23 protein-coding genes are annotated in these 21,237 nt (G+C 38.8%); 3 read left to right on the top strand and 20 right to left on the bottom strand.

The genetic code is table 11. The features are described 5' to 3' along the window. Positions 1 to 33 precede the first annotated feature (33 nt). The 9 genes from DXD92_RS10550 to DXD92_RS10515 form a co-directional block, all read right to left on the bottom strand. The gene (locus DXD92_RS10550; protein WP_118640516.1) at positions 34 to 1,857 is read right to left on the bottom strand and encodes a VirD4-like conjugal transfer protein, CD1115 family; all 1,824 of its coding nucleotides are present in this window, start codon (positions 1,855 to 1,857) and stop codon (positions 34 to 36) included. Then, complete coding sequence (locus tag DXD92_RS10545; protein ID WP_114100248.1) at positions 1,854 to 2,417, bottom strand: PcfB family protein; 564 nt, start codon at positions 2,415 to 2,417, stop codon at positions 1,854 to 1,856. Before DXD92_RS10545 ends, DXD92_RS10550 begins: the two co-directional genes overlap by 4 nt. Further along, on the bottom strand, positions 2,418 to 2,696 hold the full coding sequence (locus tag DXD92_RS10540) for a hypothetical protein (protein WP_005423569.1): 279 nt from the start codon (positions 2,694 to 2,696) through the stop codon (positions 2,418 to 2,420). It abuts the gene before it with no gap. Beyond that, complete coding sequence (locus DXD92_RS18735) at positions 2,686 to 2,829, bottom strand: hypothetical protein (protein WP_164492145.1); 144 nt, start codon at positions 2,827 to 2,829, stop codon at positions 2,686 to 2,688. The genes DXD92_RS10540 and DXD92_RS18735 overlap by 11 nt, the downstream gene beginning before the upstream one ends. A gap of 68 nt (positions 2,830 to 2,897) precedes the next feature. Next, positions 2,898 to 8,159 carry a SpaA isopeptide-forming pilin-related protein gene (locus DXD92_RS10535; protein ID WP_118640515.1) on the bottom strand — a complete coding sequence of 1,754 codons (5,262 nt, stop codon included), beginning with the start codon at positions 8,157 to 8,159 and terminating at the stop codon, positions 2,898 to 2,900. A gap of 473 nt (positions 8,160 to 8,632) precedes the next feature. Then, a complete protein-coding gene (locus tag DXD92_RS10530) occupies positions 8,633 to 9,292 on the bottom strand; it encodes a sigma-70 family RNA polymerase sigma factor (RefSeq protein ID WP_117739575.1) in 660 nt (219 codons plus the stop codon). A gap of 620 nt (positions 9,293 to 9,912) precedes the next feature. Continuing rightward, on the bottom strand, positions 9,913 to 10,140 hold the full coding sequence (locus tag DXD92_RS10525; RefSeq protein ID WP_005334838.1) for a hypothetical protein: 228 nt from the start codon (positions 10,138 to 10,140) through the stop codon (positions 9,913 to 9,915). A gap of 234 nt (positions 10,141 to 10,374) precedes the next feature. Next, positions 10,375 to 10,728, bottom strand: coding sequence for a hypothetical protein (locus DXD92_RS10520; RefSeq protein ID WP_003864619.1), 354 nt, complete (start codon positions 10,726 to 10,728; stop codon positions 10,375 to 10,377). A 77-nt stretch (positions 10,729 to 10,805) separates the two neighbouring features. Continuing rightward, on the bottom strand, positions 10,806 to 12,095 hold the full coding sequence (locus tag DXD92_RS10515) for a Y-family DNA polymerase (RefSeq protein WP_330427582.1): 1,290 nt from the start codon (positions 12,093 to 12,095) through the stop codon (positions 10,806 to 10,808). A 247-nt stretch (positions 12,096 to 12,342) separates the two neighbouring features. Here DXD92_RS10515 and DXD92_RS10510 point away from each other — a divergent pair, with 247 nt between their 5' ends. The 3 genes from DXD92_RS10510 to DXD92_RS10500 all read left to right on the top strand — a co-directional run bounded on the left by DXD92_RS10510 (position 12,343) and on the right by DXD92_RS10500 (position 14,125). Continuing rightward, positions 12,343 to 12,801 carry a helix-turn-helix domain-containing protein gene (locus DXD92_RS10510; protein WP_005334845.1) on the top strand — a complete coding sequence of 153 codons (459 nt, stop codon included), beginning with the start codon at positions 12,343 to 12,345 and terminating at the stop codon, positions 12,799 to 12,801. Positions 12,802 to 12,968: 167 nt separating this feature from the next. Beyond that, positions 12,969 to 13,409 carry an ImmA/IrrE family metallo-endopeptidase gene (locus DXD92_RS10505; RefSeq protein WP_005423556.1) on the top strand — a complete coding sequence of 147 codons (441 nt, stop codon included), beginning with the start codon at positions 12,969 to 12,971 and terminating at the stop codon, positions 13,407 to 13,409. A 65-nt stretch (positions 13,410 to 13,474) separates the two neighbouring features. Further along, on the top strand, positions 13,475 to 14,125 hold the full coding sequence (locus DXD92_RS10500; protein ID WP_117739577.1) for a CpXC domain-containing protein: 651 nt from the start codon (positions 13,475 to 13,477) through the stop codon (positions 14,123 to 14,125). A gap of 122 nt (positions 14,126 to 14,247) precedes the next feature. On the opposite strand, the gene DXD92_RS10495 is transcribed toward DXD92_RS10500, so the two are convergent. The 11 genes from DXD92_RS10495 to DXD92_RS10445 all read right to left on the bottom strand — a co-directional run bounded on the left by DXD92_RS10495 (position 14,248) and on the right by DXD92_RS10445 (position 21,200). Continuing rightward, positions 14,248 to 14,439 (bottom strand): DUF6219 family protein, encoded by a 192-nt coding sequence (locus tag DXD92_RS10495; protein ID WP_117739578.1) that lies wholly within the window; start codon positions 14,437 to 14,439, stop codon positions 14,248 to 14,250. A 27-nt stretch (positions 14,440 to 14,466) separates the two neighbouring features. Continuing rightward, positions 14,467 to 14,829 carry a hypothetical protein gene (locus tag DXD92_RS10490; protein WP_117739579.1) on the bottom strand — a complete coding sequence of 121 codons (363 nt, stop codon included), beginning with the start codon at positions 14,827 to 14,829 and terminating at the stop codon, positions 14,467 to 14,469. 34 nt (positions 14,830 to 14,863) lie between these two features. Next, a complete protein-coding gene (locus tag DXD92_RS10485; RefSeq protein ID WP_004614749.1) occupies positions 14,864 to 15,544 on the bottom strand; it encodes a hypothetical protein in 681 nt (226 codons plus the stop codon). Continuing rightward, positions 15,541 to 17,121 (bottom strand): hypothetical protein, encoded by a 1,581-nt coding sequence (locus DXD92_RS10480; protein WP_118640514.1) that lies wholly within the window; start codon positions 17,119 to 17,121, stop codon positions 15,541 to 15,543. Before DXD92_RS10480 ends, DXD92_RS10485 begins: the two co-directional genes overlap by 4 nt. Before the next feature lie 12 nt (positions 17,122 to 17,133). After that, positions 17,134 to 17,445, bottom strand: a complete 312-nt coding sequence (locus DXD92_RS10475; protein WP_158551238.1) for a TIGR04197 family type VII secretion effector — start codon at positions 17,443 to 17,445, stop codon at positions 17,134 to 17,136. Next, complete coding sequence (locus DXD92_RS10470; protein ID WP_044988162.1) at positions 17,420 to 18,079, bottom strand: hypothetical protein; 660 nt, start codon at positions 18,077 to 18,079, stop codon at positions 17,420 to 17,422. Before DXD92_RS10470 ends, DXD92_RS10475 begins: the two co-directional genes overlap by 26 nt. Before the next feature lie 214 nt (positions 18,080 to 18,293). Continuing rightward, positions 18,294 to 18,911 carry a hypothetical protein gene (locus DXD92_RS10465; protein WP_004614753.1) on the bottom strand — a complete coding sequence of 206 codons (618 nt, stop codon included), beginning with the start codon at positions 18,909 to 18,911 and terminating at the stop codon, positions 18,294 to 18,296. 2 nt (positions 18,912 to 18,913) lie between these two features. Next, positions 18,914 to 19,450 carry a hypothetical protein gene (locus DXD92_RS10460; protein ID WP_117739580.1) on the bottom strand — a complete coding sequence of 179 codons (537 nt, stop codon included), beginning with the start codon at positions 19,448 to 19,450 and terminating at the stop codon, positions 18,914 to 18,916. Positions 19,451 to 19,480: 30 nt separating this feature from the next. After that, complete coding sequence (locus DXD92_RS10455) at positions 19,481 to 19,882, bottom strand: hypothetical protein (protein ID WP_181977218.1); 402 nt, start codon at positions 19,880 to 19,882, stop codon at positions 19,481 to 19,483. Positions 19,883 to 19,895: 13 nt separating this feature from the next. Then, positions 19,896 to 20,192, bottom strand: a complete 297-nt coding sequence (locus DXD92_RS10450; protein WP_015514766.1) for a hypothetical protein — start codon at positions 20,190 to 20,192, stop codon at positions 19,896 to 19,898. A 9-nt stretch (positions 20,193 to 20,201) separates the two neighbouring features. Beyond that, positions 20,202 to 21,200 (bottom strand): DUF6017 domain-containing protein, encoded by a 999-nt coding sequence (locus tag DXD92_RS10445; protein WP_117739581.1) that lies wholly within the window; start codon positions 21,198 to 21,200, stop codon positions 20,202 to 20,204. Between the last annotated feature and the right edge of the window lie 37 nt (positions 21,201 to 21,237).

The following is a 21,237-nucleotide window of genomic DNA, read 5'->3' as shown; positions in this document are numbered from 1 at the left end:
AAATAGCAGGGTGCTCGAATTCTTTCTTTCATATCAATCCTCTCCTTCCTCAGCTTCAATCGCTGATACATCTTCTTGTGTTACGGTTACTTCATACATTTCAAATTCTGTATTTTCCGACATCACCAGTTGGTGTGCCAGATACTTTTCGACATCAAACGCATTATTCTTATTGAAATCGGCAAGTTCCTTGTACCGTTTATGCTTTGTGATGTCATATTTGTTGCTTAAAAATGGCCGGACTCCTCGAAGCTGTAAGATACATTTTTCTCCATCCATGACCGCCAGCTCATCTCTACTCATCAGTTCTTTTCCAGTCTTTTGATAGTTCAGCCCATAGGACCGGTTGCTGCCTCTGGTGTCTGATGTGTTGTAAAGATCTATGGTTTCCTTTCCCAGGGTTTCTGATATTTCTTTCAGTGTGGAACTTTCCTTTCCACCCAGGAAAAGAACGGTGTCACAGTTACCCGTGATCGTCTCAGCCGCATCCTTATAGATTGTTTTCAGCTGAGATTGTGACTGCAGAATGATAGAAGCGGAGATTTCCCTGCTTCGGATCGTAGCAATCAATTTGTCGAATTTTGGGATCTGTCCGATATTGCTGAACTCATCAAGAAGCAGTCGTACATGATAGGGAAGCCTGCCTCCATGCTCATCATCCGCTTTATCACAAAGCAGGTTAAAGAGCTGGGTGTACATGATTGCTACCACAAAGTTGAATGTGTCATCTGTATCACTGATGATGACAAACATAGCTGTTCTCTGATCACCGATCATATCCAGTTCCATCTCGTCATAGGACATGATTTCTCTTAGTTCCTGAATATCAAATGGTGCAAGTCTGGCACCACAGGAAATCAAAATCGATTTTGCAGTTTTGCCGGCAGCAAGCTTGTACTTGCGATATTGCCTTACTGCAAAGTGTTCTGGATTTTCTGCTTCCAGCTCTTCAAACAATTCATCCACTGCATTTTTAAATTCTTCATCATCCTCCCTGGTCTCACTGGCATTGATAAATTCCAACAGAGTAGAAAAGTTCTGTTCTTCCTCTGGTGCCTCATACCAGATGTATCCGATCAGTGCAGAATACAAAAGACGTTCGGCCTTCACCCAGAAATCTTCAGTTGATTTTTCGCCTTCACCCTTGGTATTTGCGATAATGGTATTGACCAGCTTCAAGATGTCTTTTTCACTCCGGATATAATGGAACGGATTGTAATGCATGGACTTTTTAAAGTTGATCGTATTTAATACCTTGATCCGGTATCCTCCATTTACCAACATCTTCCCGCATTCGACGATGATCGTACCCTTCGGATCAGTGACCACATAGGATACGTGATCCGTCATCTGCATAAGGTTGGGCTTCACATAGAATCTTGTCTTACCAGATCCGGAACCACCGATAACGATCACATTCTTATTTCTGGCATACTTCGGAGCTTTTGGTCGGCTGTTCATGGTCAGACGTTCTGTTTCTGTGAGGATGACATTGTTTTCAAAAACCGGATCCATAAAGGGTTCGATATCTTTTCTGTTTCCCCATCTTGCAGAGCCATATTCCACACCTTGTCGGAACTTCTTTGCATTTTTAGAACGATAGTAGACCACCAGCTTTAATGCACCTGCAACCAGAACACCTACTGTAAGATCCTGCAAAGCGATACTTGGCAGCCAGCTTAAAAATGCCAGTCGGAAATTGACTAACATCACGCCAAGTCTCTGTACCATGCTTTCTCCCAGGCAATGCCGGTACAGCCAGGATCCTTTATCTGCTACATAGAAGATAAAGAAATATGGGAGATTTAAGATCACCAACCGTTTGACCTGGATCTTCTGTAATTTCTCCCGCATCATCGTTCCTGACCTCTGGATTTTTGTCTCTGCTTCACACGCTGGCGGTGCTTTGCTTTTCTTTCTACAGATTTCTGCAGTTTCTTTCTGACCGATGGTTTCTTCACCTGTTTCTTTTTCAGTTCTACTCCGGCATATTCCCGGAAAGCCGCTGTCATCACATCCACGTCTTTTGCCTTAAAGAAGACCAGATATTTCGGTGGATCAGCACCGACTTCTTTCTTCAGGCTGTAATCAATGCCGTATTTTCTTGCCACACGGTCAAAGGATTTGATATTTTCATCTGTGATCTTTAAGTTGGAAAGCTGTACTCCCTGTGCATTCAGCTGCTTGATAGTCTGCTTTCCATGTGGCTTTTTCTTTTCAATCTTTTTTCGGGCTTTTTCCCTTCCTTTCTCCTGAGCCCGTCCGGTCTTTTCTGCCATTTTCACCTGCGTTGCTTTCTGTTTCCTGCGGTTGTCCATTTCCAGGAACTTCCGAAGGGCTGCTTTTAGCACACTGGCAGTGATCTTGACTCCCTGGATGCTCAGGCTGATCACTTTCTGATTTACTTCTTCCTGCAATTACCCACGTCCTTTCTTTCCTTTCATCTCAGAATAAAGACGGGCAATACAATATCCGATGCATGGAACATGTTTTCCATACGGACAGCCACCACATGGTGTTGTTTTTACTGCTTTTTTCTTTTCCGGAAGCAGATAGTGGCACTGTTTCAAGCTACAGCCTTTCTTTTTGCCTCCCCACCAGTAACAGTACTTGCAGGACCATGGCTTTTCTTCGCTGTACTTTCTTCCCTCAATAGCTGCATTTGGTTCTATGATCAGATCTTTATTAGTCTTCATTCTGTTCTTCCTCTTTTCTCATGATTTCTGTCAGTTTTTTCTCTGCCTGACTTCCGGCAGCAATGAGACAATACAAAACTGTAAATATTGCCGCTGCTCCCAGAAGAGCAACAAAAATAATGATATTTCTCATGGTTTCTCCCATCTAAAAAAGCGTCCACAGATTCCTTTCGGTTTCCATGAACGCTCATTCTTATTTAATTAGTGTTTCTTTTTTCTCATAAATGCAAGGGCTCCTGTACCAGTCGCACCAATGCCGAGAAGCATAAACCACAGCCACAGATTGGTGTTATCCCCAGTCTTTGGTGAATCACTGACAGGTTTTCCACCTTCCGGTGTCTTTTCTGCCGGTTTTTCCTCATCCACCATGGTTACATGCTGTACTACACTGGTATCCTTTACTTCGAATTCCACATCTTTTGCAACCAGATAGCCATCCGGTGCTGTTTCTTCACGGAGAGTGTATTTTCCGATCGGAAGCATTTCGATGTAATGTGCTTTCTCTGTACTGGTCCAGCTTTCCACAACTTTTCCATCCTGATCAAGGATTGTGAGTTTCGCTCCCGGAAGTTCTTTTCCGGCGATATCCTGTTTGGAGATTTTCACCTTCGTTACATCATCCTTCATCTCAACTTTCTGCACATCGGCAGTATCTTTGATCGTGAACTTCACGCTTTCAGCTGTCACGTAACCATCAGCAGGTTTTGTTTCAACCAGTGTGTATTCTTTTCCGACAGTCAGCTCACGGATCACATGTGCTTCTTTACCGGAAGTCCATTCATCCACGATATTTCCATCAGCATCTACCACTTTCAGCTTACATCCTGGAAGTTCTTTTCCGGTTGTCAGACTGGATTTGGTAAATTCTACAATGGTTGGCTGATTCTCAAAGGTAAAATCATAGGTTACAGTCGGCTGATCCTCACCTGCATACTCAAACGTAAATGCTTTTCCTTTATCGTTGGTTACGAATCCGTCTGGTGCATAGAGCTCTTTTACATAATAAGTTGCTCCTATTGGAAGATCTGCAACAAATGTGATCTTTCCTTCTTCATCTGTAGATTTCAGCTCAATGATCTCATCGGCTTCGATCAGGACTTTACCAGTTGTCTCAGACTTAATGTCATCTTTGGCAAATAATCCAAAGATAGCACCTTCCAGTGTACGGTCAGAATCTTTTTCTTTCTTAAGTACACTGACTTCTACTCTCTGACGGTTGTTCTGCCAGTCTTTGTCATAGACTACAACCGGTGTATTCTGATCCACGTAAGTCAGATCTACATGACGGATCTCACCATCCAGCACATGACCGTAAGCAGTTCCTGTTTCCTTCACGTAGTATTTCCCAAGTGGAAGATTTTCCAGTTTTGCAATACCGGTTTCATCTGTCTTGATCGTTGCAATCAGTTCATCCTTTTTATAGTAATCGTCACTGACGCCATCGGCAGCCTTAATGTCTTCCTCAGCATAGACTTCAAACGTAACATCTGTCAGCTTTCCGGTTACATAGTTGAAAATGTGTTCCACCACACCTTTGACCTTATCGGCCAGTGTAACAGAATCCAGAAATTCTCCTTTTTTGTTGATGATCAGTTCACCAACCGGTACCTCGTCCTTCATTTCCACTTTCTGAACCTCTCCGGTATCTTTGACTGTGAATGTCACATCATTGGCTACCAGATAGCCATGTGGTGCAAATTCTTCATGGAGGGTATAAGTCTCACCCACTTTCAGATATTTGATCACATGCGGTGCATCTTTGGAAGATGTCCAGCTATCTACTACATTTCCATCTTTATCCGTTACTTTCAGATAAGCTCCATCCAGTTCTACACCGGTTGTTGCATCTGATTTTGTGATCTCAACAGTTGTTGGCTGGTTCTTCACTGCAGATTTCAATTTCACCATCTGTACTTCCTGACCCTGATAAGAAGCATCAAATCTCAATACTTCCTCAGATAATACAAATCCGTCTGGTGCTTTCAGTTCTTTTACATAATAGCTTCCAAGTGGTAGATCCAGCGTACAAGCTGCCTGACCTTTTTCATCAGAAGTCATTTCCTGTAAAAGAGTATCTGCTTTGACAATCACGTTTCCATCTTTTGTCTGGATGTCTTTTGCGTTATAAATACCGAATACTGCTCCGGCTACTGTATTGCCTGTCTCGACATCCTGTTTTTCGACAGTAATTGATACTTTCTGTCGTTCATCTGTGACAGAGATTTCTTTCTCGATCACTGCAGTATCCTGATCCGCATAAGCAAATTCGACATTTTCCGGCACAGTATTTAACACATAAGTGTCCGGTGCATTCTTCTCTTTGACATAGTATCTGCCAAGCGGAAGATTCTTTACGGTTGCATAACCATCTGCATTGGTTGTGACGGTTGCCACCAGTGCATCCTTTGCAAAATACAAAGTTCTCTGTCCATCTGCATCTACCTGATGATCGGCAGTATAGATATCCTCTGCCGCATAGACTTCAAATTCTGCTCCTGCAAGTCCAGTCATTTCATACTGAAAGTCCTTATCAAATCCTTTTAATACTTCACCCTGTTTATAGATCTTTAACTGACCTTTGACTGGCACGTTGGTATATTCCACATCAATGACTGCATCTCCTGTAACAGGATCGGTCAGATATGCTGTATCTGAATCAACTTTTACTGTCACATAGTTTTTGGATATTGTGTACCCATCGGGTGCCGTCACTTCCTCAATCCTGTAGTTACCAGGTTTCAGATTTCTCGGCAGTACCAGGTATCCTTCCTCATTTGTGAAATAGGATTTGTGTACCGTTGGCTTCGGATAGGATGTTGTCTGTTCCACATATTTCTGATTATCCAGGTCGTATACCTTGAACTCAGTATTAGCCAAGAGTACAGATTTCTGTGTTTCTGCATCCTTTTTGATGATCTTTAATTTTGCTTTGAATTCTTTATCCAGCAGCACTCGCCATGTCTGCGGTGTATCCGGATGATTCTCTGTGATCTTCACTACAAAATCATCAACCGGTGCATAGTTGTGTTTGCTTGTGGTTTCTCTTACCACGTAAGTTCCATATGGAAGCGGAATTGATTTTGCATATCCTTTTTCATCGGTAAACATTTCTGTCTGGCCATCTGCAGTCAGTACGACCGGTCTGGCTGAATCAAAATCATAACTTCCATCTGCTTTTACTTTCAGATTACTGACAAGCCATGCTGAAAAACCGACTCCCTTAAGTAGATCTGCATCGGTCTTTCCGTTGTTTGCTGCCTTGATGATCTGGAACGGCTGCTTGATGACAGTTTCTTTGCATACAGAAGTTCTTTCTACTGTCGGAACAGTAGCACCTTCATAAGTACAGTCCACATCATGTTCTGTCGGATCCAGTACGTATCCAACCGGAGCACTAAGCTCTTTCAGATAATACTTTCCAAGATAGAGATCCGATACAGAAGCCTCGCCATTCTTATCCGTTGTCAGAGATGTGATCAGGCTGTCTTTCTTATGGATTGTTCCGGTTCTTCCATCCGGATGAACAATATCTTCCCTTGCATAAAGACCATATACCGCACCTTCCAGTGTTGCATCACCCTGGGCTTCATTGCCTGTCTCAGCATCCTGTTTTGCAATGTTGAGCTTTGCATTTACACGTTTGTCTGTTACATTTTTAGTCGTTGTCTTTCCGATAGCAAGAGTCACATTATAAGACTTTGTATCGATCTGATACCCTGTTGGAACAGAGATTTCTTTCAGATAAACAACTTCCTGTGTCTTTTCCATTGTGAGCTGTGAAGCACCATTCTGATCAGTTGCAGGCATCTCTGCGATCAGCTTTGTACATGCAGCATCGGAATAGATCCCGTACACTGCACCAGCCAGTGCATTTCCTGTATCCTGATCTTTCTTTACAATGGATACTTTGCATTCTTTTGTCCAGGTTACTTTAAAATCCACATATTTCTCATTTCCGACACCTTCACCGAAAACAAGAGCCAGGTCCTGTGTTCCAGATCCTGTTGTGATCTTATAGGCTGAATATTCCTTATCAATACTTCCTTTCATCTTAGAAGAGAAAGTAGCACTGACATTTTCTGCCTGATTAAGTGGTGCTGTCAAATAGAACTTTGTACCACCGGAAATCTCCACATTAGCCCCTGCAGCACTGGTTTTACCGGTTGTCACATTTACAAGTTTTACACCTTTCGGCAGCTTGAAAGTGATCGTCTGCAGTTTATCCGCTTTGAATGTGATCACACTTGTTCGCTGGCTGTTTCCTTCCACATAAGCCTTTACATTAGATTCGGAAAAGCTCATATCTACAGACGGAATGTCCGGCATATTTACACAATAATTGTAAAGCTCCATTGCCAGGTTCTTTCCTGTTGCATTAGTTCCGGATGCCCAGTCACTGGATCCATTTGCATAAGCTGCTGCAAGATGGGTAATGATGAATCTCTTTCCTGCCGGAAAATCCGGATGTTTCTCATCGAAGAAACCATTCTCATCACTTGCTTTTGTTCCGTAATAGCAGACCTTTGCAAGTGTCTTTCCATCGGCAAGTTTCTGGATCGTATAAGTTCCATTTCCCGGTCCTTTTTTCGATGGTTCAACACAGTATGCTGTCGCATTGATGCTTCCCCATTTCACATAATATGGACAAGTCAGATAAGAACCTAATCCATAATCTGCGTAATAGTACCAGGAACCGGCTGTGACTGTGACTGATTTTGTTCCTGTTTCACCGGAAGCAAGCATCATTGGCATATCAAAAGTAATACTTTCGCCTGCTTCAAGATCTGCAAGAGCAACTTCCTGGTCAACAGCTTCCTGCATAACCTCTGAGAGTGTGATCCCTGTTTCCGGATCAACGGTCTCCTGATTCTCCGTTGCTTCGATCTCTGCATCAAATTCTTTTTCTGTCAGTTCTGTTTTGCTCTCCGTTTCAGCAGCACCAGTTTCCTCTGTAGACGAGTCAGCCTCAGAATCCTCTGTTTCTGTCTTATCGGAAGAACCAGCATCCTGATCAGAAGAACTTTCTGACTGCGAATCTTTCTGCTGATCCGCTTCTTTTACCACGATCTTTCGATTGATCTGGTAGGTTGGGTGATCCGTTGTCTGTGGTTCTACATAATAGACTGCCTTATAGGAATTGGCATAATCGGTAGAAAAGTCATTCCCGTCCGTATCTTTTGCTTCCTGAAATGTAACTTTTACTTTGCTGTCATCCTGGATCGTAAGACCGGTATAATCACTCTTTACATCGAAATTGTCTCCAACCTTGATCTCATAATCCTTTGCAGTTACCACTTCATCTTCATCCAGCTGATCCTTGATCTCCTCATAATACGGAATCTTTTTTACAGATCCTGCATCATCAGAAGCATAGGCAACAGCGGGAGAGAGTACCGTCGATAGAACCGTTACTGCAGTCAGTAAACCGGACATCACCCTGCGTGCTTTCTTTTTCACGTTCATTCTCTTAAATCCTTCCTTTCTGATTCTTTTGTGTATGGTTATCTGTTAGTTTCTGCATATTATCTTTTATACGAAGATGATCGCCTCCTTTCCTGAAATTTGCGCTATTTGGGACAGTCAGCACAAGCTGAGATAACAGCACAAATATATGGCGGTACTTGTTTGTCACAAATACCGCCACATGATTTCTACTGTCATCCTCTTTTTAGATTCAGACATTTTATTTTGATTTAAGATTTAAGCGTTTTCCTGTTTTCTTTCCCGGATCCGTTCCTATATCAGTTTCCATCTCTGATACGTTTTCTTCTGGCAGACACGCAGCTTTTCGCTCTATGCATGTTCAAACCAAATATCACTCCGGGCAGGCTATTCATTTTTCAAGGTACATGAAGGTGTTCTATGCAAACCCTTCATATAACGAAACGCTCAGAGCCTGTTTTACAGTGGTCTAATTCAATTTTTTTGAAATTTTTTTAAAATTCTTCGTTTTCCGCCTTTTTTTTCATCGTTTTTAATGCCCTGTTCAGGAGGTCATTTACACTCTGCTGTTTGATTCCCAGATAATCTGCAACATCCTGCTGACGCATTTCCTCGAAATAAACCAGATTGAGTACCGTCTTTTGTCTCTCTGTTAACTCTTTGATCAAAGCATTCAGAATTTCTCTGTCGATAACATCGTCAACAAAATCTTTTGAAGATCCTCTCATAATCTCCGCATCATCTGTAACATCGCTGTTAGAAAATACACCATGATTGGTGCTGATTTTGCTCTGGCTGTATGCCATACGGTCTTCAGCCTCTATCAGCAGACGGATATACCAGTTTTCATTATCAAAGAACTCTTTATTGAATTCCTTGTTATCGCCAGTTACACTCACATATTCATAGTCATCACAACTATGAAGTGGAAATACGGTTGATTGATTTCCTGCTGTATAAAGTACATATCCGTGATCATAAACAGAGATTGTTGTATCTGCATTGATCATTTCCTTTACTACAACTTTGTGTTCCTTCAAGGATTTCACGCTTGGGATTCTCTTCTCCACATCAGCAACTTTCACGATTTTTTTCAGTTCTTTTAATGTCAACATAAAGACCACCTTTCTGCCTTTCGGCTCCGGGTGGTCCATTCCATCTTTTATAAAAATCCTGCACAGACATAAAGAACTGCAGTACAAGAGGTCACGAACTCACCCGTTTTTTTTGAACGGGAGTCCGCGACTCCTTTGTAACGCATATATCTGCGTTTAGATTAAGTTTGCCAGATTGCCTGGCTTATTCAGTTGCTATGTGCATCTTCTGATTTATTCTCTGTTTGCTGTTTGCGAAACATGGAATAATCGCCCATAGCATCGTAAGGACAACGCCTTACAAATTCCTGGTATTCGATTTCAGTCATCTTTGCTTCCTCCTTTGTGTCATATTATCAAAATCTCTATTTACAATTATTTTTGCAAAAAAGAATTCAACCTCTATATAACGAAATGCTGAGAGCCTGTTTTACAGTGGTGTACGACAAAAAAATTTAAAAATTTTTCGAAATACGTCAAAAAAGCCCGACAAAACAAATACTTCAACAATCTCCAAAACCAGAAAATACTTCTGATCTTGCAGTGTATCCGTAAATGTTTTGCCGGGCTCTTAGTGATTCCAGTCAGGTTCAGCTCCTTGACAAACTCTTGCTGTCTGGTGCGTTCTTGATGGTTCTTGCCAAATCCAACGCTTACTACAGACAGCTCATTCTATTCTGTTATGATCCCTGATTCATCATCTTTCGGGAATACGTCCGCATCCTGGACTTTAATTGTTCATCTCTGATGTGGATCGGACGAACCGACACCATATCATCCTTTACAAATATCTCCAATGTACTGCGACATTTTTTGCACTCCACTTCTGAATCGCTTTGTGCGCTCTTTTCAATAAATGCTCCGCATACAGAGCAGTGTACATGCCATTTAATAGCACCTGATCCCATATAGGCTTCCTCCTTTAAGCAATAAGATATTTCTCCATTTATTACTCAACGGACCAAAGGGAAATCAAATCCGCCTTATGAGCATCATGCCATCCATTCCGTAAGTGCCAAAGCTGCACGAACAGCACGATTTTTATTCTGATCAGATCTGCTTTGTCGATCTGTGCATCTTTTTTTATCCTTCCACCAGCTACCACACACTCTTTCCGGTATAAAAAATTCCGCTGTGATTAATTAACATGATATTTCAATAGTTTCAAATACATCACCAGTCAGATCACAGATGTCCTGGATCTGGATCTCGGTATCATCAATCCGTAAGTGGACTGATGGATCAAAAAATTCTACGGTTCCAGATAATGTATGGTACTGACCAATTAATGGATTCTTCCATGACTTTTGAAAATAAGTTGCCTGTATCTTCATTCCATATGCCAGGATCCTTAATTTCATATCCAGCTCATTTTTCTTTTCCTCAGATAAATCTCTTTTTGGTTCGTAAATGATTTCCTGTTGCCGGATCGTTTCATCCAGTCCACGAAGTGCCGCAAATGGAGCAAACTGTTTTGCCCTGCGTCCTACATCCATGGGATGTCTCCTGGAAACCGGTCTTGGTAAATATAAATACGGTTGATATGCACTTGCCAGCACTATTCGCACCTCCTCTAAGCACGGTGTCCTCCAACCTGTTCATTGCGTTCTCTATAGGTGGAACACTCCAGCAGATTGGATCCACGCATGATCGCATTCTTTCCATAACGCTGCTTTACATTCAATACTGCTTCCTGTAAATGCCGTTCTTTATCAGTCTGTTTGGGATCATCAAACAGGCTGTACTGCACATAACTTTCAGGAGCAACCCTGTTCGCACACACCTCGATTCTTCGGATTCCGGTATATCTGTCTGCAATCCTGAGATATAAATCTTCCACTGCATCTATGATCTTTTTGGAACTGTTACTTTCTCTTTCGAGTTTTACGGTTCCTTTGGATGCCTCATGCTCATACCTGTGGTCATAGGCGATCCATAAGGTGAGAGAGCTTGTTACCAGTCCTTTTTCAAACAGATCCAGGACCAGATTATCTGTCATTTCCCTTACGATCACAAGTGCTTCGTCAAAAGAATAATTTCGCATCAGCACCTGACCATTTGAAAGGCTGTGTTCCTCCGAATGATAGTTCTTGATGTCACTCATCCGGCACGTTTCATATCCCCATGCATGATCGATCAACAGCTCTGCATCAATCCCAAACATCTTATACAGCCAGTCTTCGGATCTTAAAGAAGCCATTGCAATATCGCCCATCGTATGGATCCCGTAACCAGCCAGTTTTTTTTCAGTCCGGGATCCAATCCTCCAGAAGTCACTTAATGGTTTATGATCCCATAGCTGCTCTCTGTAAGAGAATTCATCCAGGATTCCAATATGGTCATCCACATGCTTTGCTACGATATCCATTGCGATCTTAGCAAGATACAGATTGGTTCCCACACCAGCGGTTGCAGTGATACCTGTTTCCTCCATAACCTCCTGCATAAGCTTTATCGCCATTTCTTTTGCAGTGAGATGATAAAGCTGCAGATAGTTTGTCACATCAATAAAACACTCATCAACACTGTACACATGGATATCTTCTTTTGAGACATACCGTAGATAGATTCCATAGATCTTTGCGGAATAATCCATGTACAACTGCATCCTCGGCATGGCTGTAATGTACTTCACACAATCCGGTATCTCATGGATTCGGCACCGGTTCTTGATGCCAAGAGACTTCATAGCCGGAGTGATTGCCAGGCAGATTGTTGACTTTGATCTGGTCGGATCTGCAACCACCAGGTTTGTTTTAAATGGATTCAGCCCACGTTCTACGCATTCTACAGAAGCATAAAAGGACTTCAGATCAATACAGATAATAGAAGTCTGATCCTGACTCACATTGCCACCTCCCATACGTCTTTCCTCTTTTTGTAACATGTATCCCATTTTGACTATCAATGATTGTCTATCCTTCCTGTTTTCATTGAATTACAGGAAATTCATTTCACATATCCATTGACAAAAGAGGAAATATTGTGTATCTTATAGGAAAGATGTTTCCCTTATCTGTGATTCACATTATAGGAGAGATATTTCCCTTTGTCAAGATTAATTTTTAATTTTCAGGAGACACATTTCCCGTTTTGCCTTGAGGCGGCTAATGAAACTTATAAGACAAGGCTTAGAAAGAGGTATGTTTATGACATTCGGTGAAAAAGTAAGATCATTAAGAAAAGAAAAAAAGATGAGTCAGCAGGAACTGGCCAGTATGGTTGGTGTTTCATATAGGACCATTCGATCCTGGGAAGTAGAAGGACGTTTTCCAAAACAAAATGTTCTGTATCAGAAACTGGCAGATGCATTACAGTGTGACGTTTCTTATCTCATGAGTGAGGATGAAGCTTTTATCACAGAAGCATCCGAACAGTTTGGTAACCGTGGTGCCAAACAGGCTCAGCAGATCCTGGAACAGGCTGCAGCTATGTTTGCTGGTGGATCACTGACAGACGAAGATAAAATAGCTTTTATGGATGAGATCCAGAGCCTTTATCTGGATTCCAAAAGACGTGCAAAGAAATTTACACCGAAAAAATATCTGAAAAACCAAGAGGAAAAATAATAGAAGGCGGGATTATTGTACACCTAATCTGTTACCTTATAGTTACAAGGATATTTCTGCCCTTTTTATTTTTTACTTTTGAGGTGATTTATTTGAGAAACACTTACATATATACAGAAACAAAGAAATTAATCAAGAAATATGGCACCAGGGATCCCTTTGAGATCATGGATCAGATGAACATTGTTGTCGGGGAAACTTCCAGATATAAGACACTGAAAGGATATTGTTTTATGAGCTGCAAGACGATCTATGTCATGATCAGCAGTTTCCTTTCAGAAGAAGAAAAGATGATCGTTGCCGCCCATGAATTAGGGCATATCATCCTGCATCGTTCCCAGCTGAAAATGGCTCCGATGCAAGATGATACACTCTACAATATGACGGATAATACAGAATACCAGGCCAATCTGTTTGCTGCCGATCTTCTGATTGATGATGAGGAGATCGAAGATATGGTTCAGAACGAAGACCTGGATTACTTCGGACTCTGCAGTTCTCTGAATGCAACTCCGGAACTCATGAGCTTTAAACTATACAGCCTGACAAAACGAGGCCAGGCTTATCATATGCCGATGGAGATTCAGAGTAATTTCCTGGCAAAATAATAAAGGATAAGCGCATTCTACAATAAGAAAACTATAGATTTATCTCACTGAAAGGAGGAACATTTATGTCAAGACATCATATTGAAAAAGTAACTTGTCCTTCCTGCCATCATGAGGGGGATTTTGAGCTCTGGGACAGTATTAATACTGCACTGGATCCTGAAATGAAAGAGAAGGTACTTAATAAATCTATTTTCCTTTATACTTGCCCGAGCTGTGGAGAGACCTTTCGTTTAAACTATCCTACACTCTATCACCAGATGGAAGATCTTATCATGATTTATCTGGTTTCTGAATCAGAAGTAGAAAAGACATATGAAATGTTTTATGGTGAAAATGCTTTGTTTGATTTTCGTACTGAAAAATATTTATCCCGAATCGTAACGTCACCAAATCAGCTCGTTGAAAAGATACAGATTTTTGATGCAGGTAAAGATGACAGGATAATGGAACTTGTTAAATTACTTGTGACAGATTCTCTTCACGAGAATAATCCTGATAAAGAATTTGATGAACTGCGCTTTGCTGTCGACGACGACGGAACAAATATTCTTGTAATCATTAATAAGGGTGAGATCACTGGTGCAGTTGACATTGACAATATGTATGAATTTGCTTCTTCACACTGCACTGATTTCAAAGATCTCCGCGATGATGAGGATATTGTTATCAATAGGGAGTGGATCCTTAACAAACTTACCGAAGAACAAAATTAATAATATATTTGGTGGCTACACCCCCAAGCCCCTGTAGAATAAATAACGCCAGTACTGGATATCAAAAATCCCGCACCGGCGTTATTTATTAAAATATTTTGTTTTTTAATCTTCAACACTCTCTACTGAAACTTCTTTTTTTTCCTACTTTTACCAGAAATCATCTTGTGTCCTGTATAAATAGCCATAATCATGCAAAGCAAAGAACTTGCTGCAAAGTACTTATGGCCTTCTTTTGATCCCCTATAACCTGTATAAAAAGTTCCAAGCATTGTAATCAGTGCACCGATAGACCAATATTTATGTGCTTTCATTCAGATACCTCCTGCCGTTTTTCTTAATCATATACCTTTTAAAAGATATATACAAACTGTTAAGGAAACAATCGGAGTTGGTGTAAACGAAAAAGCAGCCTTGAGATTTTTCGTTTGCACCACCTTCGATTCTTTCCTTAACGATTTTCTCAATCTTATGTTATCTAAAATGCTCTTTTGCTCATCAATCAAGAGTATTATCTTCTCATTTTCTCCCGCATATTCCCGCATATGTTCTAGTCCTACCAGTGCAGCGTAAATCTGTTCATCTTCCTCCTCTTCTTCTTTCCAAATCCTCTGTTCTTGAAACTTTAATTCCTCTTTATTTTTCTCCATCTTCTTCAAATGTGCCCGAAGTTCTTCCTCAGACATGCAATTAACCTCATTCACATAATACCTCCTTTATTTTTGTTGCAACAATTTATTAAGCTTCCTTATTTTCTGTATTCTTTTTTAAAGCAATCCATAAAACTATAAAAAAAGCCACATACACAACCATCCCCATCATAGTCGATTCCCTAGCATACTTTGTTGACAAATTTAATATACCCTGCTCTTTCCCAATTTCTTTTACCACATCCAAACCAGAAAATTTTTCCATCCAATGTTTGAGTTGCCATAAATAATAGACAATTACAGCAAAATATATACCTATAATTCCGCCTAATCCCAAAGTATAATTTTTCATAGATTTATTCCATAAAATTTCTTTCTTCGCTACATAAATATATAAAGCAAAGATAATGATACTCCCTAAAATAAGGATTCCCATTTCCATCATAAAGGCTGTAATAATCAAATTACTTGCAGACTTTGCAAATTGTTCTATAATAGCATCTACACCCATTTTTAAACATGCTACCGCTAAACCAAACATTACTCCAACAAATCCAATTTTTAAATAATTTTCATTTTTTCTGTTTTCTATTTTAATAGCTACATACAGCGCAGCACTATAAAATGTCCACAAAATAAATGCTGCTATAAACAATTGATCAAAATATCCCCATGCCATATATGGAACTCCAACTAATATCTTAGAAGCACCTCCGAAAATAAGCGTTGCAATTATTACAATCAAAATATCTTTATTCTTCTCCATCATTCATTTTCCCCTTTCAATAATTCTTCTAATAATTTCTGACTATCCTCGTCCGCAAAAGATGGTGTAGATAATTTATCACTAAAATCTAAAATTTGTGTTCGGCCAAACTCCATAAACCCATCAACAGATTCAATATATGCTTTATCACCAGAATAGGTTAACGGTGTATACATTAATTTTCCATCCGTTGAATATGATAAATAACCCGAAATATTTGTATCTTTATGTCTTTCATCCAAAGTGCCCGTTATCGTATAAGTTCCGTCTGGATTTGGAACATCTTTTCCCGAAGCTATTTTATATATTCCTGCTGCATAATCTGATGCCCATATTTTTCCAATGCCAGGTTCTGAGTCTCTATATGTATCCATTGGAATATTATAATTCCAGTTCTGAAAAGTTGCTCTATCTTCTGAATTTCCAACACAAATAGTGCCTCTATTTCCACCTTCTGAAGACTGGAAAATAACTGTCACTTCGCTTTTGGATAATGAAGAAAGTGTAAATTGCGTTAACCCTAATAACGCACTCAAACCTGCTGCTGCCTTTACATTTGGATCTGTTGAAGATAATTCTCCTGATAATACCTTATGTCCAGATGTTGTATATATATCTTCTTTAGGTATTTCTTCCAAACTAAATCCTAAAATTCCCTCTAATGCATCAAACTCCATTGCTGAGATTTCTTTTTTCCCATCCAACTTCCAAATAGGTTGAAAAGATATTTCATTATCTGGAACATAAATAGTATATATCTCTCCTTTATAAAACAACGCTTTTTTATCTTTTGAAAGAAATACTAATTCTGTTCCTTCTGTACGTTTTATACACGCAATATCCATTGTCGTTAAAACAATTCCTTTTTGTTTCAAATACTCAGTTTCTGATTCGCTTAATTTTAATTCCTCTTTAGCTTTCAACCACGATTCCAGCTTTAAGCATTCCACCTCCATAATTTTTTTCCAATCGAAACCTGTTCTGGGTATGTATGTTCCACTTTGAAATCGTCCGCTCATACTATTAAGTGCAGTTGTGATAGCTTCACGCAGACTACTTGTCGTTGAAAACAATATACTTGTACTACCTTCAATTTCATCATATTTATCTGATTTGCTTTTCCATTCATCATACAACTTCTGACTAGATTCAGCCAATCGTTTATAGTCATTTACCTTCCAACTATAATATAAATCTATGATAGAATTAGAAGTCTCTTTTTTCATTTCATACTCATCTGCTTTTTCCAAATAAAACTCCTTGTTATCAAGTGCTTTTTTCATTTGGCTTTGAATATTCGCCCCATCAAGAACTTCATCTCCTACCAAATCTTTTAGTGTTGAAAATTCTGCAATATCATACGCATTCGCCGACTTTATTGCATCAATTACAGTTATATAATCGGCCAACTGTTGCTTTAAATTCTCAAAAGAAACGCTTTTAATTTCATTATCTGTAGAAAATGCAGTTACACTCTTAGAAACAATATCCAGAGTCTCATTATCATTTTCGAGCTTATGGATTGCCTGATCACATTGGCTTTTTATATCATTCGGGTTTAAATAATCACTTTCTTTCATAAACTTTCCTCCCTAGTCATCGGCGGCTTTAATCACTGGATATCTAGTTCCATGTTGTGCAAGTTTCCCCATCATCTCATCAAACTGCGAAAAACTAAGATTCAGACTTCTTATATTGTGAACATCACCATCTAAGGTCTGCCCTAATAATTCAATTCCTTGCTGTGCATATCCGTATGCCTCTTTACTTTTACTGTTCGCTGAAATTGTTGTCTTAGAATCCTGTGGAACTAACGGAACATGACGAAAATAACTTTTAGCCGTTTCAATTTGAGTTGCAACTTCGTTTACATGCCCATTATTTACTTTTATTCCTTTTGACATCGTCACCATCTCCTTTACTAAATTTATAAACATGCACTCTTATATTTAATACTACTTTATTTACCATAACATTCAGCATAAAAACTTTATTATTATTTTCATAAATAATATTTCCATTTAAACCTAATGTTTTTATATAATTTCCTACTTCTATATTTGTGACACTTGTGTCAAGTTTTATATTATTTTCTTGATTATTCTGTATATCTGCTATCACCTTAATTATAGTAGCATAAGTCGAATTTATTGCCTTCTCAATCCCAGATAGTAGTAAAGATGAAGCCACTTTTTCTTGTAGTACTTCTGCATCAGTTTTCTTTTCTCCAGCTATCTCTAAAATAGTTTTTTTACCTAAATTGTGTTCTATAAAATAAGAATTTCTCCACGATAGTATTTCAAATCTTTGATTTCTTTTAGCATTCTGGTTACTTTCAATTACAACACCTAACGGGTTGTAATAATTAATAAAATCTGTATGTGTTAACTTAACAATATACTTTTTGCATTCTTCCTCCCAAGAAATAGTAACATATTTTCCATGCATCATTGTTCCCAGATCTTTCATTCTACAAATATAGGAGATAATAGCAGAAATCGTACAATGATTCTTTAGATTTTCTTGTTCCTGATTCATATAATCTAACATTCTACTTTGAGCAATAACCGCTGTTATTTCTGAATATCTTTTTAGAAAGTCCTATAAAAAAGGACTTAATTTAGCATCTCCATTGAACCATCTACAGCTTCTTCAAATATAGCAACACTAAATAAAACTGCCAAAAGTACAGATGATACAATTCCATAGATATTCAATTTTTCATATCTATTTCATGATCCTACTTTCTTCTTTATTCTGCCTCATTAATTGGTTTTTTCATAATATCATCATTGATTTGATATGATGGATCGTCTGCTTTTTTCATTATTTCTTTTAGCTTTTCGTACGAAAATGACTTGACATCCTGATTTGGAAAGTCATTCCCCTCCCTAACATAATTGAGCACAATCTCTGATAGGCGTGTCCAATACCGTTCTATCTGATGTTCGCCTTCAAAGTCCATACCAGTATCTGTAATAACTCTTTTACGATACCATTCAATGTAATCATGCACTTTATTATTTTTATTTAGGACATATAAATTCCCTTCCTCATCAAACTCACTTGATAAATACTTTTTTACATCCTCTAATGTGACCTTTTCTTTACAACGGTCAGACATATTATAAACATGTAACGCAACAAACAACTCCTTTTCATCAATATGTTCATATGAACTATATTCATATAAATGAAGCGGACCATCCTTGCGAATTAATGCATCATTTTGTCTTCTATAAGCTATACAAATCTCCCATTCTCTTTCTTCCGCTTCCTTCTTTTGAAATTGCAGATATCGCAGATATAAAATAGAGCCTATTGCTATAAAGCAACATATTAACACACCAACTTTCACTATTTTTTTCATAATCAATCCTCCATTATCGAATCCTTAATAACATACCACGAATTTTCTTTTTTCTTTATCAATTCCCTTAACTGTTCTTCCGAAAGTGATTCCAGATTTGTAAGCTTTATTTCAGGGTGTTCATTCGCATAGTTTTGCATAATACTCCTTAAATCTCCCAAATACTCCTCTACTTTTGATTTTCCAGCCATTCCAACATCATCCGGCGATTTAAACCACTTTGTATACTCATCTAAAACTTTAACTTCATTACTATTCTTTTCGTCAAGACCAGCAACTAATTGTTCAATTGTTATATCAGCATTTGTTTTATTATAAACATGTACTCTTATATTTAATTCTACTTTATTTATCATAACATTCTGCATAAAAACTTTATTATTATTTTCATAAATAATATTTCCATTTAAACCTAATGCTTTTATATAATTTCCTACTTCTATATTTGTGATACTTGTGTCAAGTTTTATATTATTTTCTTGATTATTTTGTATATCAGCTACCATCTCAATTACGGTAGCATAAGTGGAATTGAACATCAAATCGTTTTCTTTATTCTATCACAGCTTCTATTGATCCGCCATCAATCTTTCAAACCAAGTGTCCATAGCAAGGATGAACTGACTTGCTCCTGCCCATTCTTCTAGCATCTCATCCAAGGTCTTGTGTTTTACATATTTCTGCACATACACCCAGGTGGCTATACCACTGGCCTCAGAAATAATTCCTGTTATGATCTTACGCATGATGTCCTCAAATTCTGCGATTTCCTCTTTTGGAACGATGTCATAGAGATTAGGAATCTGAAAATCTTCTTTCCCACAGTTCTCATGTACATTAATCAGCTCTGCTTTCACCCTCTTTCTGGATTCCTCGGGTAATTTCAAATATTGCCAGATCATTGAGACCACTTCGGAAGGTGTGTCTTTTTTGATCGGTGGTAACTGAATAAAATCATTCTTTTCGCTCATTTTCATATCCTCCTCAAGATAAAATAAAATCAATAATAGATTCTCTTGTCATGTCCAATACAGTATCTACGAAGACTCCTGCAAAAAGGATCAGATACAGAATTACACTCAGCGAAAACAGAAATGCAACCTGTACCCAGTCATGGTAACAGTATGCAGTCGCTATAATCAACAAAGTGAATATAAACCCAAGGATCCCTCTGACAACCGCATAAGTCTGTACTGTCATCTTTACTGCCAGTCCGATCACAAAAAGGATCAGCCATACCGGCAGTAATAATATTTTCCCAGCAAGTTTTAAAATAAACATGTGCACCTCCTATCTTACCAGTCCTGGCATATCATGGTTCACCTCTGCCTGATAATACCCGTTCATCGTAGACGGTGCATTAAACAGGGCTGCTAATAAATATTTCTTGATGTTCTTCACTTTGGTGGTGTTACCACGCATACAGTGTAAGACATACTCGATATGTGAATAGGTCAGCATCAGAAATTTTTTCTTCACCAGTGATGCCGGATACCAGTTGCTGGCAATCAAGATCTTGTCATTTTTACACATCACAGTTTCTACGATCAGGTTCACGATTTCATCTACCTGTCGCATATCGTCATGATGGGTTACTTCCAGTGATTCATAATCAATGGTCTCCTTGACAAGGTTTTCATAAGCCTGATAATCCTCAGAGCGATTATCGCTATCACATCTTTTCTCATCCACAGATATGATATGATTAGATTTATTATCATTCATTTCAGTATCACTAAGATTAGTATTATTAGGGTTTGAAATGTAAACTTCTTGAAGTTTGTTTTCGGGACTTCTAGAAGTTTGATTTTGGGACTTCATGAAGTTTAAATTGTAAACTTCTGCAGTCTCTTCATTTTCCACAGAAGTTTGTTTTTTAAACTTCTCTAATTCCTCTCCAAATTTTTTCTCATCTGTTTTCTCAGGCATAAAGGTTTTTACGTAGATAACATTCACCTTTCCAAATCCCTGTCTACGTTTCTCAATCAGACCAATTCCTGTTTCGTCATCCAGTTCTCTCATGGATTTGATGGCTTTATTTCTGCCACAGTTCAGTAATTCCATGATATCTTCGATGGAAAAGTAGATATATGCTCTGTTTTTGTCGTCAAACCACTGATTCTTGATGGAAAGAGACATTCGATCCAACATCAGTCCATATAAAATTTTGGCATCGCTTGATAAATCTTTAAAGTAGCTGTCTGTAAATAATGCTTTTGGTATGCGGTAGAAGCTGAACTGATCAGCTTCGGTACCGTAAAAATAATTAAATGTCATTTTTTTCTCCATAATTTCCTCCTTTCATTTTCTGCTAAGAAGTCCTCTT

Source organism: Blautia sp. TM10-2 (assembly GCF_003480845.1).
GTDB lineage: Bacteria > Bacillota > Clostridia > Lachnospirales > Lachnospiraceae > Fusicatenibacter > Fusicatenibacter saccharivorans.
The sequence above is the reverse complement of the archived record's forward strand: the minus strand, read 5'-3'. Positions and strand labels throughout refer to the sequence as shown.